This window comes from Desertivirga brevis (genome assembly GCF_017355835.1).
The window spans coordinates 324,859-341,051 of the sequence record NZ_JAFEWF010000003.1 but is presented as its reverse complement, the minus strand read 5'-3'; the positions used below and the strand labels follow the sequence as shown (position 1 = coordinate 341,051).

At 41.1% G+C, this 16,193-nt stretch carries 14 protein-coding genes; 3 read left to right on the top strand and 11 right to left on the bottom strand.

Translation table 11 applies throughout. From position 1 onward, the window contains the following. Positions 1 to 30: 30 nt before the first annotated feature. Positions 31 to 687 carry an HAD family hydrolase gene (locus J4N25_RS11890; RefSeq protein WP_207422418.1) on the bottom strand — a complete coding sequence of 219 codons (657 nt, stop codon included), beginning with the start codon at positions 685 to 687 and terminating at the stop codon, positions 31 to 33. 106 nt (positions 688 to 793) lie between these two features. Between J4N25_RS11890 and J4N25_RS11885 the strand changes: the two genes are divergently transcribed. Next, positions 794 to 2,200 carry an arylsulfatase gene (locus tag J4N25_RS11885; RefSeq protein ID WP_207422417.1) on the top strand — a complete coding sequence of 469 codons (1,407 nt, stop codon included), beginning with the start codon at positions 794 to 796 and terminating at the stop codon, positions 2,198 to 2,200. 374 nt (positions 2,201 to 2,574) lie between these two features. Here J4N25_RS11885 and lpxB read toward each other — a convergent pair whose 3' ends face one another. Genes lpxB through surE form a run of 3 tightly spaced genes read right to left on the bottom strand, consistent with a single transcriptional unit; the run spans position 2,575 to position 4,707 of the window. Beyond that, positions 2,575 to 3,684 carry a lipid-A-disaccharide synthase gene (lpxB, locus tag J4N25_RS11880; protein WP_207422416.1) on the bottom strand — a complete coding sequence of 370 codons (1,110 nt, stop codon included), beginning with the start codon at positions 3,682 to 3,684 and terminating at the stop codon, positions 2,575 to 2,577. After that, positions 3,681 to 3,941: a stationary phase survival protein SurE gene (locus J4N25_RS11875; RefSeq protein WP_207422415.1), complete on the bottom strand. Its 261-nt coding sequence runs from the start codon at positions 3,939 to 3,941 to the stop codon at positions 3,681 to 3,683. The genes lpxB and J4N25_RS11875 overlap by 4 nt, the downstream gene beginning before the upstream one ends. After that, the gene (gene surE / locus J4N25_RS11870; RefSeq protein WP_207422414.1) at positions 3,928 to 4,707 is read right to left on the bottom strand and encodes a 5'/3'-nucleotidase SurE; all 780 of its coding nucleotides are present in this window, start codon (positions 4,705 to 4,707) and stop codon (positions 3,928 to 3,930) included. Before surE ends, J4N25_RS11875 begins: the two co-directional genes overlap by 14 nt. Positions 4,708 to 5,021: 314 nt before the next feature. On the opposite strand from surE, the gene purL reads away from it, so the two are divergent. Continuing rightward, positions 5,022 to 8,705 (top strand): phosphoribosylformylglycinamidine synthase, encoded by a 3,684-nt coding sequence (purL, locus tag J4N25_RS11865; RefSeq protein ID WP_207422413.1) that lies wholly within the window; start codon positions 5,022 to 5,024, stop codon positions 8,703 to 8,705. Between the two features lie 60 nt (positions 8,706 to 8,765). On the opposite strand, the gene lepB is transcribed toward purL, so the two are convergent. From lepB to J4N25_RS11840, 5 genes are all read right to left on the bottom strand, one after another. Then, a complete protein-coding gene (gene lepB / locus J4N25_RS11860; RefSeq protein WP_207422412.1) occupies positions 8,766 to 10,295 on the bottom strand; it encodes a signal peptidase I in 1,530 nt (509 codons plus the stop codon). Between the two features lie 10 nt (positions 10,296 to 10,305). Beyond that, positions 10,306 to 11,049 (bottom strand): 4-hydroxy-tetrahydrodipicolinate reductase, encoded by a 744-nt coding sequence (gene dapB, locus J4N25_RS11855; protein WP_207422411.1) that lies wholly within the window; start codon positions 11,047 to 11,049, stop codon positions 10,306 to 10,308. Positions 11,050 to 11,183: 134 nt separating this feature from the next. After that, positions 11,184 to 11,918: a DUF5683 domain-containing protein gene (locus J4N25_RS11850; RefSeq protein WP_207422410.1), complete on the bottom strand. Its 735-nt coding sequence runs from the start codon at positions 11,916 to 11,918 to the stop codon at positions 11,184 to 11,186. Continuing rightward, positions 11,918 to 12,835, bottom strand: a complete 918-nt coding sequence (locus J4N25_RS11845; protein WP_207422409.1) for a ParB/RepB/Spo0J family partition protein — start codon at positions 12,833 to 12,835, stop codon at positions 11,918 to 11,920. The genes J4N25_RS11850 and J4N25_RS11845 overlap by 1 nt, the downstream gene beginning before the upstream one ends. Beyond that, positions 12,832 to 13,638 (bottom strand): ParA family protein, encoded by an 807-nt coding sequence (locus J4N25_RS11840; protein WP_207422408.1) that lies wholly within the window; start codon positions 13,636 to 13,638, stop codon positions 12,832 to 12,834. Before J4N25_RS11840 ends, J4N25_RS11845 begins: the two co-directional genes overlap by 4 nt. A gap of 167 nt (positions 13,639 to 13,805) precedes the next feature. Here J4N25_RS11840 and J4N25_RS11835 point away from each other — a divergent pair, with 167 nt between their 5' ends. Next, entirely contained in the window at positions 13,806 to 14,330 is a 525-nt protein-coding gene (locus J4N25_RS11835; RefSeq protein ID WP_207422407.1) for an NADPH-dependent FMN reductase, read from the top strand. A 125-nt stretch (positions 14,331 to 14,455) separates the two neighbouring features. On the opposite strand, the gene J4N25_RS11830 is transcribed toward J4N25_RS11835, so the two are convergent. Beyond that, positions 14,456 to 15,199, bottom strand: a complete 744-nt coding sequence (locus J4N25_RS11830) for a LytR/AlgR family response regulator transcription factor (RefSeq protein WP_207422482.1) — start codon at positions 15,197 to 15,199, stop codon at positions 14,456 to 14,458. Continuing rightward, the gene (locus tag J4N25_RS11825) at positions 15,199 to 16,161 is read right to left on the bottom strand and encodes a sensor histidine kinase (protein WP_207422406.1); all 963 of its coding nucleotides are present in this window, start codon (positions 16,159 to 16,161) and stop codon (positions 15,199 to 15,201) included. Before J4N25_RS11825 ends, J4N25_RS11830 begins: the two co-directional genes overlap by 1 nt. Between the last annotated feature and the right edge of the window lie 32 nt (positions 16,162 to 16,193).

The following is a 16,193-nucleotide window of genomic DNA, read 5'->3' as shown; positions in this document are numbered from 1 at the left end:
TTTTTTAATTACATTATAAGAACCAGATCGCTACTTATTCAAAAACTGCTCAAAGAAAGGGTCGGTGTAATCTTCTACGAAAACCAGAATATTATCCAAACCTTCAAACTCGTATTCCTCGTGCATCGTTGTAAGAACTACACATTTCATCCCGGCTCGCCTCGCGGCTTCTACCCCATTTGGATTATCCTCAAAAACAATACAATCTTCCGGCTTCATTCCTAGTTGCTCTGCCCCCTTTAAAAATGTCTCCGGATCGGGCTTACTCACACTAACATTATCTGCACTAATAACCACCGGAAAGTACTCTCTTATATTTAAGCCATCCAGAACAAAATCGACATTGGAGGTAATAGCTGCAGAACCAATTGCCATTTTTATGCCCCGACTATGCGCTTTCTCTAAAAACTCGGATAAGCCATCAATCAATTTTAAATGAGGCTTAAATCGGCTCTGGTACCGTTTCTCCTTTTCAAAGGATATCTTATCCTTCTCCTCCTCTGTAAACTTCTCGTCTCCGAACACCCGGACCAACAACTCGTGATTTTTCCCGTACATCTGCTTCTTTACCTCCTCGCGACTAAGGTTAGCTCCTAAATCGTTATTCAATACTTCATGCCATGCATCCGTATGGAAATCCATGTCATCTATCATCGTTCCGTTTAAATCAAATAGGAAAGCTCTCATTCTATCTATTATTGTAAAATTGATGCGAAGAAACTAAAATTTATTAAAAGAATAGTAAACAATGCGTTATGTTTGCCTACAAAACCAATAGAGTATCCTTTCAGCCATGCACTTAAAAAAACTTATAGGCCTTTTTGTTCTTGCTGCTTCAATCACACAGGCAGAAGCACAAAGTTCTAAACAAAGAAAGCCAAACATAATTTTCATTCTTGCCGATGACTTAGGTTATGGGAATTTATCCTCTTTTAATGCAAAGAGTCCAATTGAAACTCCTAACATCGATCAGCTAGCAAAGGAAGGTACGAAGTTCACTCAATTCTATGCGGGTAATACTGTTTGTGCCCCTTCAAGAGCAGCTCTAATGACAGGAAAGCACATGGGTCACGCGTATATTCGCGGAAATGCCAATGCATCACTGCGCCCTCAGGATACTACTTTAGCTCAACACCTTCAAGATAACGGATATGCAACCGGCATGTTTGGAAAATGGGGACTTGGATTAGAAAACGAACCAGGAGCACCTCATCTGAAAGGGTTTGACACGTTTTATGGCTATCTCCTACAAAGACATGCTCATCACTACTTTACAGATCACCTCTTTGAGGTCAAGAACAGAGAGTTAAGTAAAGTGACGATAGATTCTACTAAATATGTTCCCGACTTGATCCTTGAGCATGCACTGGGATTTATAAAAGAGAACAAAAATAAGCCCTTCTTCCTTTATCTTTCCACAACACTGCCTCATGCCGAGCTTAAGGTTCCTGAACATTTGATGAAGAAGTTTCAGAACCTGGATGGCAGCAGCAAGTATCCCCCGGAGAAGCCATTCTATCAGAACAAAGCATCTTACCGTACCCAGCTACAGCCTCATGCTGCCTTTGCAGCAATGATGTACAGACTGGATCAGGATGTGGCAAGCATTGTAAAACAGGTTAAGAACCTGGGTTTGGAAAATGATACCTATATAATGTTTACCAGCGATAACGGCCCGCATGAAGAAGGTGGAGGAGACCCTGCCTATTTCAACAGTAGTGGTCCGTTGAAAGGTGTAAAAAGAGATTTGTATGAAGGTGGAATTCGGGTGCCTCTTATCGTTAGAGCTCCGGGAAGAGTTCCTGCCGGGAAAACCAGAGAAGATGCATGGGCCTTTTGGGACATGATGCCAACTATTGGTCAATTAACCTTTACTTCTGTTCCCACTAATATTGATGGTATTTCATTCGTGAATGCATTATCAGGAAAAACACAAAAACAACATGATTACCTCTACTGGCAGTTTGGGGAGAAGGGTTATAAGGAAGCTCTACGACAAGGAAACTGGAAGTTGATCCGCTTTAAAGACAAAGGTAAACCAGAGGTACTGGAACTATACGATTTAAATAAGGATACCGGAGAAACAAACAATATTGCATCAACAAATTATGCAAAAGTTCAGGAGTTGAAATCCCTTATGAAAAGCGCTAAAACCGCTGCTGAAAACCCTGCATTTAACTGGGATGAGGTCGAACAATAGTTTTATTTTGAGCGAACCTTTATACCTTGCAAACGTAGTAAGGAAATAGGCCTTTAGAAATCAATTAAATATCTGACAGTGAACAATATTTTTGAATTCGGCTCGTAATTAATTAAGTTTACAATTACTAAGAAAAGGGGTTAATATGTTTGAAAGATTAAAAGAATTGGTTTCTGACTTTGTGAATGGTTTAAGAAAGAAAACACCTGCCCTGGTTCCTGTTAGAAATCAAAGCGGAAACAGGTTGCAGAAATAATATTTGACTTTGGGTTAGGTTTAGGTTGTTTGTGAGATAGGTTGATTTATTTTTGTTAGGTTGATAAGTTTGATTTTTGTTGTTACAACCTGGAGTCATTAAGAAAAGCCTCGGTGAACTAAGTTTCATCGAGGCTTTTTACTATTAACCTGGCGGTTTTTTCGGACGCTCCCGGCGAACCCATCTTTTCCGACAACACCTGATAATTCCTTAACATCTTTTCACGGTAACTGCCCGATAAAAGGCGTTCCAACTCCTCTCCTATTTTATCGGAATTACAATCCTCCTGAATCAACTCTTTTACTATCAATTCATCCATAATTAAATTGACGAGAGATATGAAACGGATTTTGATCACCATTCGGGCAATAGCAACAGAAATAGCACTTGTTTTATAAACAACAACTTCTGGAATATGAAATAATGCTGTTTCTAACGTTGCAGTTCCTGAGGTTACTATAGCTGCCTCAGAATTTGATAACAAATCGTAAGTGCTGTTGAAAACCACTGGTATATCCTTCCCCTTAATAAATTGAGAATAGAACACAACATCAAAACTGGGCGCCCCTGCTATTACAAATTGATAATCAGGAAAACGGGAAGCTGTTTCCAGCATATCAGGAAGGATCTTGTAAATCTCCTGCTTTCTACTGCCTGGCAATAGCGCTACCAACTTTCTTCCATCCAATCCATGCTCGCTTCTGAACCTCTCGTTCGGGTTAAAAGCAGCGATAGCATCAAGTAAGGGGTTTCCTACATAATTCACCTCCATGCCCCAACTTCTGTAGAAATCAACTTCAAAGGGAAGAATGCAGAAAAGCTTGTCTACCACTTTCTTGATTTTCAATACGCGCTTTTGATTCCAAGCCCATACTTTTGGCGAAATATAGTAGTAAACCTTTATCCCATGTTGTTTAGCAAATTCGGCAATCTTAAGGTTGAACCCAGGAAAATCAATGAGAATTAAGGCATCTGGATTGAATCTTAAGAGATCTGCTTTCGCATGCTTCATGTTCTTTAATATAGTTCGAAGGTTCAGTACTACCTCTGCAAAGCCCATGTATGACATGTCGCTGTAATGCTTTACAATTTCCCCGCCTTGCGCAACCATAAGATCTCCGCCAAGAAACCTGAACTCAGCTGCCTTATCTTCTGCTTTTAAAGCACGCATTAAATTAGCCCCGTGAAGGTCTCCCGACGCTTCTCCTGCTATAAGGTAATACTTCATGATTGCATCTTATAGTAAAAGAAGATGAACGCGCATATGAAGGTGGAGCCTATGATCCCTCTTGCTGTAGACTCCATATACCTGTTGGCGTAATATTTCACGATCAGAAGATTCAAGGCCACACAACCTATATACAGAAGATCTGCCTTTTTAAGAACATTTAGGTTCATCTTTAGTACTTCGACTACAAGGAATGCTATTCCTGGTAGAATCAGTCCCAATACTGTCCCTAACCAAACATTATCACGATTCAACATTGATATCCCAGCTATTTAAATAAGGAATTGCATGATGCGCAGTAAGATCGAATTGTACTGGTACTACAGATGCATATCCGTTTTCCAAAGCCCAAACATCCGTATCTTCACCTTTGTCGTTGTGCTGAAAAACTCCCGTAAGCCAGTAGTAGTTCCGTTTATGAGGATCTAGTCTTTCATCAAATTCTTCTGCGTATTTTGCATTTGCCTGACGACAGATTTTTAAACCCTTGATATTTTTAACTTTTGGAAAGTTCACGTTTAATAAGGTACCCTGGGGCAACCCATGCTCAAGAACCTGCCTGGCAATGGCTTTAACATAAGGTACACATTTACTGAAGTCAGCATCATAGGTAAAGTCATCATAGGAAAAGCCGATCGATGGAATACTCTCGATAGCACCCTCAACAGCGGCAGACATAGTACCAGAATAGATGACGTTGATGGAATGATTTAATCCGTGATTTATCCCTGAGACACATAAGTCAGGCTTTTTCCCCTGCAGAACTTTATTCACGGCAAGTTTTACACAATCCGCTGGCGTACCCGAGCTTTTGTACATCTCTACGTCGGGATAAATATGGACCTTATCCAAACGCAGGGGACGACTAATGGTGATAGCATGCCCCATTCCCGACTGAGGTCCATCAGGAGCAACAACCACTACATTCCCCAGCTCTTTCATTGCTTCAAGCAAGGTTTGTATTCCCGGCGCATCAATACCATCATCATTAACCACCAAAATAGTAGGTCTTTCGTTTCTCATATTGCAAACTTAGGATTTTAAACTTAGTTGCCGAATCAGAATAATACTTGTTCTACTGGCGGAAAAAAGTTAAAGTGCCTATAAAAAGAATTGTATTTTCGAATCACCCTAAATCCAGGTAAAAACAGCAAACCTGCAGATACACACTATAAAACCTGCAGAATGTGACCCTTTTTACAACCAATTTCGATTTTTAACGCTAACTTTGCGGCTTCAAAAAACCTGCATGAGCAGACGCCCACAAAAGGATATAAAGTAAACAGCAGGTGCTTTGTGGCCACAAACAAACAATCAACATTCAGGAAAAAATAAGCATGCTTCATTTCTTTTTCAATCAGCCTGATATAGTTTTCGCAGTACAAATTGAGCGGGAACTTAATTCCACAGACATTACAAAACTTGAATGGCTTTTCGGCAACGCCAAGTTACAACAGGAAACAGCATTAACCGGCTTCTTCGTTGGTCCTCGCGCGGCAATGGTTACGCCCTGGAGTACGAATGCTGTGGAGATTACCCAGAATATGGATATTCAGGGTATAATCAGGATTGAGGAATTTAAAATTGTAAAAGAGGATTTCACTGATTATGATCCAATGCTTTCTCAGAAGTACAAGGGACTAGGTCAGGATCTTTTTACAATTAATATTGAGCCTGAACCTGTTTTACCGGTCTCAGATATTGCTGCCTATAATAGGCAGGAAGGGCTATCTTTAAGTGATGATGAAGTGGACTACTTGAACCAACTTTCGGAAAGACTTGGGCGTCCCCTTACTGATTCAGAAGTATTCGGCTTTTCTCAGGTGAATTCGGAGCATTGCCGACATAAGATCTTCAATGGTAAATTCATTATTGATGGAGAAGAAAAGCCAACGTCTTTATTCAAACTTATCCGTAAAACTTCAGAAGCAAACCCTAACGATATTGTTTCTGCATATAAAGACAACGTAGCTTTTATCAAAGGTCCGGTTGTTCAACAATTTGCGCCAAAACGGGCTGATGTCCCTGATTTTTATGAGATCAAAGAGTTTGAATCTGTAATCTCGGTAAAAGCAGAAACGCACAACTTCCCTACTACTGTCGAGCCCTTTAACGGAGCTGCAACTGGCTCGGGTGGAGAGATCAGGGACAGACTAGCAGGTGGCCAAGGGGCACTTCCTCTGGCTGGGACAGCTGTTTATATGACAGCCTTATCCCGCCTTGAAAAAGACCGTCCATGGGAACATGCAACACAGGAAAGAAAATGGCTTTATCAAACGCCAATGGATATCCTGATAAAGGCATCTAACGGTGCAACCGATTTCGGAAATAAATTCGGCCAGCCTCTGATCACGGGATCTGTGTTAACGTTCGAACACGACGAAAAAACTGATGGTATTGAATCTCCTAGAAAGCTTGGCTATGATAAAGTTATCATGCTGGCAGGTGGAATAGGTTATGGAAAAGCTAGCCAGGCTCAGAAACAAAAGCCTAAAACCGGAGACAAAATTGTAATCCTTGGTGGTGAAAACTACCGGATTGGAATGGGGGGAGCTGCGGTTTCGTCTGCAGATACCGGAGAACACGGAACAGGGATTGAACTGAACGCTGTTCAACGCTCTAATCCCGAAATGCAGAAAAGAGCTGCAAACGCGGTACGCGGAATGGTGGAAAGCGATAACAACCTGATCATATCGATTCATGATCATGGTGCAGGTGGGCACTTGAACTGTCTTTCCGAGCTTGTTGAAGAGACAGGTGGCAAAATAGATCTGGATAAACTACCGGTCGGAGACCCAACTCTTTCTGCTAAAGAAATCATTGGTAATGAATCCCAGGAACGAATGGGATTAGTTATTGGAGAACAAGACATTGAGACCTTACAAAAAATAGCAGATCGCGAACGCTCGCCAATGTATACAGTTGGAGATGTTACCGGAGATCATCGCTTTACATTCCAGTCGTCCACAACAGGTGAAAAACCAATGGACCTTGCGCTGTCGGATATGTTTGGAAGCTCGCCAAAAATGGTGATGGAAGACAAATCAATCGCTCGTTCCTACCAGCCGGTCACCTATGATAAAGCACAACTTCAATCTTACCTGGAACAGGTATTGCAACTGGAAGCTGTTGCTTGTAAAGACTGGCTGACAAATAAAGTTGACCGGTGTGTGGGTGGCCGTGTTGCTAAACAACAGTGTGCTGGTCCGTTACAACTACCTTTAAATAACTGTGGAGTTATGGCCCTGGATTTTCAGGGTAAAGAAGGGATCGCCACTTCAGTGGGTCATGCTCCCGTATCTGCGTTGATCAACCCGGCTGCTGGTAGCCGAAACGCTATTGGAGAAGCGCTTTCTAACATTGTTTGGGCTCCGCTAAAAGACGGATTAAAAAGTGTTTCACTTTCAGCTAACTGGATGTGGGCTTGTAAAAACGCCGGTGAAGATGCACGCTTGTACGAAGCTGTAGAAGCTTGTTCAAACTTTGCAATCGACTTAGGCATCAATATTCCTACGGGAAAAGATTCCCTTTCCATGAAACAGAAATACAAAGACGAGGATGTTATTGCACCTGGTACTGTTATTATTTCTGCCGGAGCAAATTGCTCTGATATTCGTAAGGTAGTTGAACCTGTGTTAAAGAAAGACGGGGGGAATATTTACTACATCAATCTTTCTAACGACACTTTCAAACTTGGAGGGTCCTCATTCGCGCAGATTGTAAATAAGATCGGGAATGAAACCCCAGATATGCAGGATGCCGAAGCATTTAAAACGGCATTTGATACTATCCAGCAATTGATCAAAGATGGCAAGATCGAAGCAGGTCACGATATTGGCAGCGGGGGTTTGATCACAACCTTACTCGAAATGTGCTTTTCAGATAACGGACTTGGTGCTAAAATTGACCTCAGTCCCTTAGCGGAACCAGATACGATCAAGGTCCTTTTTGCTGAAAATATTGGTATCGTATTCCAGGCCTCATCAGAGGTTGAAGGAGTTTTAACGGAAAATAAGGTTCCTTTTTATCTTCTCGGACAAAGTACCTCAGAAGGGTCCTTGCAACTTAAGAACGGCGAGGACAACTACAGCTTTGACATTGCTGAATTAAGAGACGTTTGGTTTAAAACATCGTATCTGCTTGATATCAGACAAAGCGGCGCTACAAGCGCAAAAGAGCGCTATGACAATTACAAACATCACGTATTAAAATATACGTTCCCTGCTTCCTTTAATGGTCAGAAGCCAGTAATAGATGCTAGTAAACCAAAGATTAAAGCTGCTATCATTCGTGAAAAGGGAAGCAACTCTGAAAGGGAATTAGCCAATGCGCTTTACATGGCTGGCTTTGATGTGAAGGACGTGCATATGACCGACCTGATTTCAGGAAGGGAAACTTTGGAGGATATTCAATTTATCGGCGCAGTTGGAGGATTTTCCAACTCAGACGTTCTTGGTTCAGCGAAAGGCTGGGCAGGAGCATTTATGTACAACGAAAAAGCTCGGATTGCACTTGAAAACTTCTTTAAACGTGAAGATACTTTGTCTGTAGGGATCTGTAATGGATGTCAACTTTTTGTAGAGTTAGGACTGATCAATATGGACCATGATCAGAAGCCGAAAATGATGCATAACGTAAGCCGGAAACACGAGAGTATTTTCACTGCACTAACTATTCAGGAAAACAAATCTGTAATGCTGTCTAGCCTTGCGGGCTCTACGCTCGGGGTTTGGGTATCACATGGTGAAGGCCGCTTCATCTTACCTCATACAGAAGACAGATATCAGATAGTAGGTAAGTATCACTACGAGACCTATCCTGCCTGTCCGAACGGTTCAGACTATAATACTGCAATGCTTTGTGATGAAACAGGACGCCATCTAGTAACTATGCCTCACATCGAGAGATCACTACTTCAATGGCAATGGGCGAATTACCCAGATGGTCGTAAAGATGAAGTCTCTCCATGGATGGAGGCCTTTACAAATGCCAGAACCTGGTTGGAAAACAAACAGAAATAGTTTATATAAATAAAAAGCCCAGTTCGTTTTGAACCGGGCTTTTTACTTATATCATTTCAATTAATGTATTCCTTGAAACAATCTGTTCCATCTTACTTTACCCAGGAAGCTTCCATTTTCGTTTAGACTCATCCAGATAAATAAAGCTTTTCCTACCACGTGGTCCTCGGGTACAAAGCCCCAAAAACGGGAATCTAAGGAATTATCACGATTGTCTCCCATCATCCAGTAATAATTCATTTTAAAAGTATATGAATCAGCAGGCTTGCCGTTGATAATCAAACGGCCGTTTTGTTCTTCCACCTTATTGCCTTCATAAACTTGAATAGCTCTTTTATAAACAGGAATGGAGGCGCTGTCAAGCTTTACTGTCCATCCCTTTTTCGGGACGATCAAGGGACCAAAATTATCCTGGTTCCATTTAAAGTTAGCGTCGTGAGGGAAGACCATTGGATCATAATCGCCTACTAATTTAACGATCGGGCGTACTTCCTTCACATTAGACCAACGTTTGATCTCTTCAGATTCAGCCTTCGTCATGTTAAAATAATACTCATCCGCAGTAGCTTGGCTAACAGAGATATTCATATCCAAAAGCGTTTGAGGATTGAAGTCAGTACCGTTAGACTTGACATAATAAGCCTTTTGTCCTTGAGAAGGATTCTCTGCAGGTTTACCGTTAACAAAAACCTGAGCGTTGACAATACTTAAAGTATCTCCGCCAATAGCTAGACATCGCTTAATATAATTTTCCCTTTTATCAACCGGCCTTACTACAATTGTAAAATTAGGATTTGAATGTACCGCATCGCGGCCCAGTTGCCTTACCAGCTGGTAGTAACTTGCTTCAGCCTGTGTCTCCACAACCACAGTGTCGCCTTCCGGATAATTAAATACTACCACATCGCCCCTTTCTACAGTCTCAAAACCCGGCAAGCGACGATACTTTAATTGTACTCCGTCCCAATATGCTTTAACATTAGAAGTACCGGGCATCGTGTGATGTGCAAAAGGAAAAGCTACAGGGGTCATTGGTACTCTCCCTCCATAATTCACCTTGCTGACAAAAAGGAAATCACCAATTAACAGCGACTTTTCCATGGAGCCTGTTGGAATGGTATATGCCTCTAAAAGGAAGCTACGAATTAGCGTAGCCGCAACTACAGCGAAAACGATAGCGTCTGCCCACTCCCTGCCGGCGGACTTCTTAAAAGGATGCGCCTTTTTAAAATCCTCAGTCAATGATTTTCCAAGGTAACGCGTGTTCTTATCAAATCCCCATATTGGAAACATAATAAAAGGAACTATAATTACGCCTGCATGCTCTATGAAATCGAACTTTCCGTAACACTTTGCAAAGTCCAACATCAAGGCAATAGCTGCAATGATGTTAATAACCGGAATAAAAAACAAAACGATCCACCATTTAGGTCGACCTGTAAGTTCAATCATTACGTATGCATTGTAAAATGGAATTAGCGCTTCCCAGCCCTTTCTGCCGGCTTTTTCAAAAAGCTTCCACAAGCCAACATGAAATAACAATACAATGGGCAGGAGATATAACAACCAGCCAAAAGAATCAGATGCCATCTAGCTTTTATTAAATAGTAAAATCAAATATATCTTTAACGGAATAAAATCCTTTTTTGTCTTTCAGCCACTCTGCAGCAATAACAGCACCTAAAGCAAATCCTGCACGGCTGTGAGCTGTATGTTTGAATTCAATCTCATCAACTTCTGAACTGTAAATTACAGTGTGCGTACCGGGAACTTCCTCTATTCTATGTGATTCAATCAATAACTGATCTTGCTTAGCAACAACTTCCTCTGCTCCACCTACCAAACTATTCACCCATTCTTTTTTAGAGCTAACACCTTCCAAAATACCTTCAGCAATAGTAATTGCAGTTCCACTTGGAGAGTCGAGCTTATGAATGTGGTGGATCTCCTCAACCTGAACATCATACTGAGGGTAAGGGTTCATAATCTTTGCAAGTACCTTATTAACAAAAAAGAATATGTTAACTCCGATACTGAAGTTAGAGCCCCATAAAAGAGAATTGTTACTCTCTTCACATCTTTTCTTCACGTCCTCCATCTGCTCGTACCATCCAGTAGTACCCACAACAAGGGGAGTGCCTGCGGCGAAACAAGCATTAATATTTGACATTACAGAATGAGGCGTACTGAAATCAATGGCGACATCTGCTTTTTTAAGGTTTTCTGTAGTTAGTTGATCAAGAGTATTTTCATCGATTTTAAGAACAATCTCATGGCCGCGCTCTAGAGCAAACTTTTCAATAATGCGACCCATTTTACCATAACCTAAAAGGGCTATTCTCATTTTAACTAAATTTTCGTTTAATATTTCTGGTGATCCCACCTCATTTTCTATCGCTTTTAGACCCATTTCTCGCAAATGCAGGCATGGTGGTCCACAAAGACACAATAATCCGCATTAAAGATGCTATAAAAAATTCAATTGTAGCTATCGTTTTTTCTGCTCTTAAAAGAAAGCTGGAGCTTGATAGCAGGCGAAAAAGACGGACTTGATGATGAGGCGTAGGTAGGATTGAAAGATGGAGTAAGCTTCAGTGACAGATCTTTACTTACGTCAAATCTAAAGAAGGTAGCGTCAACATAAGCATCTATTACATTCACGGCATACAGGGCACCTATAACAAGATAGGAGAGATCGCGATTACGACGATAATAATCCTTTGCGTCAATGATATTATTATAGTTGTAATTGGCAAAAGCTGGGTTAAGCCACTTTTGCTTCACCGTCGTATCATTCTTCACCCTGTCGTTATAACGCAGCTCCGAGAGCAATTCCTTATAATTTTTCTGATTAAAATCAATCACGAGTCCCAGTCCTACAAATCCAGCGTAAAGTATTGGTACTTTCCACCACCGTTTATTAGTGATCTGCCCCCAGCCTGGAATCATCAAAGAACGGCGGGTAGCTATTTTCGAAAGCCTTTCCAGGGCCAAACGAGCAGAGTCCTTCACCACTGCAGGCCTTTCCTCTAACTTGTTTGCAGAACGTAAATTTACTACTGAGTCTTTTCTCCTGTTGAAGACAGTATCCTTTTTTGCATCAGGATTAATTAAGGTAGAATCCACCCGCAGCACCCTCTCATCAATTTGAGCGAAGGCCGTTGACGCAACAGAAAAAAACACTAGTAGTAAAAGAACTTTCAAGTATTGCATTACCAGTCTAATAATTCAAGAATTCGGCTAAGATCATCCTCCGACACAAATGGTATTTCAATGGCGCCCTTTCCTTTTCCCTGAACTTTTAGCTTAACCCTGGTTGCAAACTTGGAAGCCAGGTCATCCTCAATCTTCCGGTATTCCGGAGCAAACAATTGCTTCTGAGCTGGGCCTTTTTTCTTCTTTTCCTGCTGAATATCACGAACCAATTCCTCGGCTTTACGAACAGAGAGTCCCTGTTTAATTATTTCATCATGGATAAACAACTGTTTATCAACATCGTCTAAACCGAGAATAGCTTTAGCGTGGCCCATAGAGATTTGATTATCTCTGATGGAAGCCTGAATTGCAGGCGGAAGTCTTAGTAAACGTAGATAATTTGTAACAGTAGAACGATTTTTACTAACACGGTCGCCAAGCTCTTCCTGTTTAAGATTACACTCGTCGATCATTCGTTGAAAACTTAAAGCAACCTCAATAGAGTTAAGGTTCTCGCGCTGGATATTTTCAATCAGTGCCATTTCCAGCATCTGCTGGTCATTAGCTGTGCGTATGTAAGCAGGAATTTCGTCAATTCCGGCAATTTTTGATGCTCTTAACCTTCTTTCACCAGAAATTAGCTGATAGGTATTATCAGAAACCTTTCTTACGGTGATCGGCTGAATTAATCCCTGAACCTGAATAGACTCAGCTAGTTCATTTAATGCAACCGGATCAAATTCTGTTCTGGGCTGAAAAGGGTTAACCTCAATTTCAGTAACTTTGATAAAACTGATATTTCCGGGAGAAGTATTATCCTCCTTAGCAGAAGGAGCCTGGGCCTGAGGTTTTGAAGGAACAGCAGGAGCGGGTTCAGAGTCGTTCAGCAATGCGCTTAATCCTCTGCCTAATCCTGTTTTTTTCTGATATGTCATGAATTAACTATTGCTTTAGTACTTTCTTCTTCTCTAACTAGTCCGTTCTTACGAATTATCTCCCTTGCTAAGTTCAGATAATTGATTGATCCTTTACAGTTAGCATCATGCATAATAACAGATACCCCGTAACTCGGTGCCTCACTTAAACGTGTATTTCTCTGTATAATTGTATCAAATACCAGCTCCTGGAAGTGGGTTTTAACCTCTTCAACAACTTGATTGGAAAGACGCAGGCGCACATCGTACATGGTCAGCAAAATACCTTCTATATCAAGGTCGGTATTTAAGCGGCTTTGCACGATCTTAATCGTGTTCAACAACTTCCCTAAACCCTCCAAAGCAAAATACTCACACTGAACAGGAATAATAACAGAATTAGCTGCAGTTAAAGCATTAATAGTGATCAAACCAAGAGAAGGAGAACAATCTATTATAATAAAATCATAATCGTCTCTAACCTTTTCTAATACTGCACGCATTTTGTACTCCCGGTCAGTCAAATTGATCATCTCAATCTCCGCCCCTACAAGATCGATGTGTGCCGGAAGAAGATCTAAATTCGGAGTTTCTGTTTTCTGTATAGCGTCGCGCGGGTCAACATCATTAATTATGCACTCGTAGATGCTTTCTTTTATAGCTCTCGGGTCAAACCCGATACCTGATGTTGAATTCGCTTGAGGATCCGCATCTACCAACAAAGTGCGATACTCCAGAACGGCTAAACTTGCCGCAAGGTTGATAGATGAGGTGGTTTTTCCAACTCCGCCCTTTTGATTTGCAATCGCAATAATCTTACTCATTCCTTACCTAATAATTTACGGATTGTTGTCAATTTTATTAATCAAAAACGCTCAATTTAAAATGCTATTTTTGCGCCTTCGAGAACTTTCTAACAATCGACTAAGATACAAACTTTAAACTATTTAATCGGAGAGCCTGTTACGGGTTTTACACATATTATCCACAAATGATAACCATCGTTGCCAGCACCAATCGTCCCGGAAGCTATACTCTGAAGCTAGCTGAATACTATTTGAAGAAGCTTTACGAGCAGGATCAACTCGCTGAAATACTGTCGCTTGAAAATCTTCCGGAAGGATTAGTCCACCCGGAGATGTACGAAAATCACAAGCTTCCGGCATGGGAGCCAATGCAGGAATTAGTTTCAAGAACAAAAAAATTCATCTTCATTATCCCGGAGTATAATGGCAGCTATCCAGGCATTTTAAAATTATTTATTGATGCTTGCAAGTTCCCTGAAAGCTTTTCTGGTAAACGAACTGCACTAGTTGGGGTTTCTACAGGGAAATATGGTAACATAAGAGGACTAGAGCACTTTACAGGAGTTTGCCACTATATCAATATGCATGTACTTCCCTTAAAACTTCATATTCCTCATATACATAAGGAATTCAATGAAGAGGGAGATATATTCAAGGAAGATACGTTGAAATTTACCAACCAGCAGATAAAACAGTTTATTGAGTTTTAGTTACTAACTCCGTACGGGCAAACTGGTAACTCTACCCTTTTTAATATCGAACCAGATTAGAAATACTTGCTTGGTGGCTTTGCTTAATACGCTTTTAGTTCCCCTTTGTGGTTTAGGGGGTACAGCTAAATCTGCAATAACTGCTTAAGTTTGCCGTAGCCTGTTTTACTAACGGGCAGACTATCGCCAGTCTTAAGCTGTACCTTATAGCTGTCTTTTTCATAGGGAGTGAGACCAGTGATCTGCGAGACCTGAACGATAAAAGAACGGTGCACCCTCACGAAATGCTTCTCATCAAGGTTATTCTCGAAAAAAGTCATGGTCTTATTTTTAAGGAAAACACCTTCAGGGGTGTGAATTTTCACATAGTCATCGTAAGCCTCAAGATAACGAACATCGGTAGAGGGTATGATTTTAATAGAACTTCCCGACTTTACAACAATACGCTCCGTTTTTCCAGGAGCCGGATTAGAAGTTTCCAGCAGGGATTGAACCTGCAGCTTTGCCTCTGTCAGATTTTTTTGTTCAAGCCATTTTTCTACAGCCTTCTTAAACCTGTCCCTTGCAAAAGGCTTCAATAAATAGTCTATAGCGTGGGCTTCGAACGCTTTAATTGCGAACTCATCGAAAGCTGAAGTAAAGATAACAGCAGGACGCTCTTCCAATAGCTCCAACATCTCAAACCCTGTTATCTTAGGCATCTGAATGTCCAAAAATATCAGGTCTGGCTTATGCTGTGCAACAGCTTTAACTCCTTCAAAGCCGTCGTTACATTCTGCCACGACCTCTATTTCCGGAAAATCTTCAAGATATTCTTTTACAACTTCTCTCGCCAGAGGTTCATCGTCTATTAATATTGCCCTTGTCATCATTGAGGAATTCGAACTATAGTCGTAAAAATATTATTTTCTCCACGAGTTTCAATCAAATCTGTGCGAGCAAATAATAAATAGAGCCGTCTTTTTATCCCTGTCAAACCAAAGCCTGTTCCGCTTTTAGGCAATGATGATTCAGGATCGTAAGGATTTTGGATCTTCAATTCGAGGTAATTTTGAACACAGCGGGCGCCCACAATAATCGATACCTCGCCTACCGTATCATACAATCCGAATTTTATAGCATTTTCTACAATAGGTTGTAATAACATGGCAGGAAGTCTAAGCGTATCACAGGATTCTTCTTTAGTGATCTCCGTAGCAAGTCTATGTCCAAAACGAACCCTTTCAATATCAAGGTATAACTGCAAGTGATTCAGCTCGTCCTCCAGTGTAACGAATTCATTTTCCTCCTTTCTGAGTGTTCCCCGGAGAAAATCAGACAGCTGATAAATCATCTTCCTGGCTTCCTCTGGTCTCCGGCCAATTAGAGCACTAATTGAATTTAAACTATTAAAGAGGAAATGGGGTTGAAGCTGCTGACGCAGATTGTATAATTCCGCTTCCCGGGCCAATCTCTCTGCTTCTGTCTTCCTTTGTTCATTCTCCTTCTGATCCTGAAGCGTATTCCATAAAATACTAAGGACAGCTGTACCTGTAATCAGAAGAAAGCCAACACAAGCTCTTATGATGAGGGATTTTTCAAATACACGAACATAAATCGCATTATCAGAATAGAGATATAGCAGACTAAAGCGACTTACAAAAACTGAAATAAGAGTCAGTAGGAAACACCATGCAACAATATTGATATAGCTCTCTTTTCCCGGTGTATAAAAGCGAAGCGTATTGCTAACTACAAGCGAGGCAAGTAACAGAAGTGTGCAAGACACAACAGCATCCACAGCAGCCATTCCCACCTCAAAACCCAGCCAATACAGGGTCGCTGCGTGCATAAGCACCCAAAAGACCCAAGCAACTGCGAAAA

Bases quoted from the DNA above. Each gene is read 5' to 3' on its own strand.
- J4N25_RS11845 (WP_207422409.1), bottom strand. From the start codon at position 12,835: ATGACATATCAGAAAAAAACAGGATTAGGCAGAGGATTAAGCGCATTG.
- J4N25_RS11890 (WP_207422418.1), bottom strand. From the start codon at position 687: ATGAGAGCTTTCCTATTTGATTTAAACGGAACGATGATAGATGACATG.
- J4N25_RS11885 (WP_207422417.1), top strand. From the start codon at position 794: ATGCACTTAAAAAAACTTATAGGCCTTTTTGTTCTTGCTGCTTCAATC.
- lpxB (WP_207422416.1), bottom strand. From the start codon at position 3,684: ATGAAGTATTACCTTATAGCAGGAGAAGCGTCGGGAGACCTTCACGGG.
- J4N25_RS11840 (WP_207422408.1), bottom strand. From the start codon at position 13,638: ATGAGTAAGATTATTGCGATTGCAAATCAAAAGGGCGGAGTTGGAAAA.
- J4N25_RS11825 (WP_207422406.1), bottom strand. From the start codon at position 16,161: ATGCACGCAGCGACCCTGTATTGGCTGGGTTTTGAGGTGGGAATGGCT.
- J4N25_RS11835 (WP_207422407.1), top strand. From the start codon at position 13,806: ATGATAACCATCGTTGCCAGCACCAATCGTCCCGGAAGCTATACTCTG.
- lepB (WP_207422412.1), bottom strand. From the start codon at position 10,295: ATGGCATCTGATTCTTTTGGCTGGTTGTTATATCTCCTGCCCATTGTA.
- J4N25_RS11830 (WP_207422482.1), bottom strand. From the start codon at position 15,199: ATGACAAGGGCAATATTAATAGACGATGAACCTCTGGCGAGAGAAGTT.
- J4N25_RS11875 (WP_207422415.1), bottom strand. From the start codon at position 3,941: ATGTTGAATCGTGATAATGTTTGGTTAGGGACAGTATTGGGACTGATT.
- purL (WP_207422413.1), top strand. From the start codon at position 5,022: ATGCTTCATTTCTTTTTCAATCAGCCTGATATAGTTTTCGCAGTACAA.
- dapB (WP_207422411.1), bottom strand. From the start codon at position 11,049: ATGAGAATAGCCCTTTTAGGTTATGGTAAAATGGGTCGCATTATTGAA.
- J4N25_RS11850 (WP_207422410.1), bottom strand. From the start codon at position 11,918: ATGCAATACTTGAAAGTTCTTTTACTACTAGTGTTTTTTTCTGTTGCG.
- surE (WP_207422414.1), bottom strand. From the start codon at position 4,707: ATGAGAAACGAAAGACCTACTATTTTGGTGGTTAATGATGATGGTATT.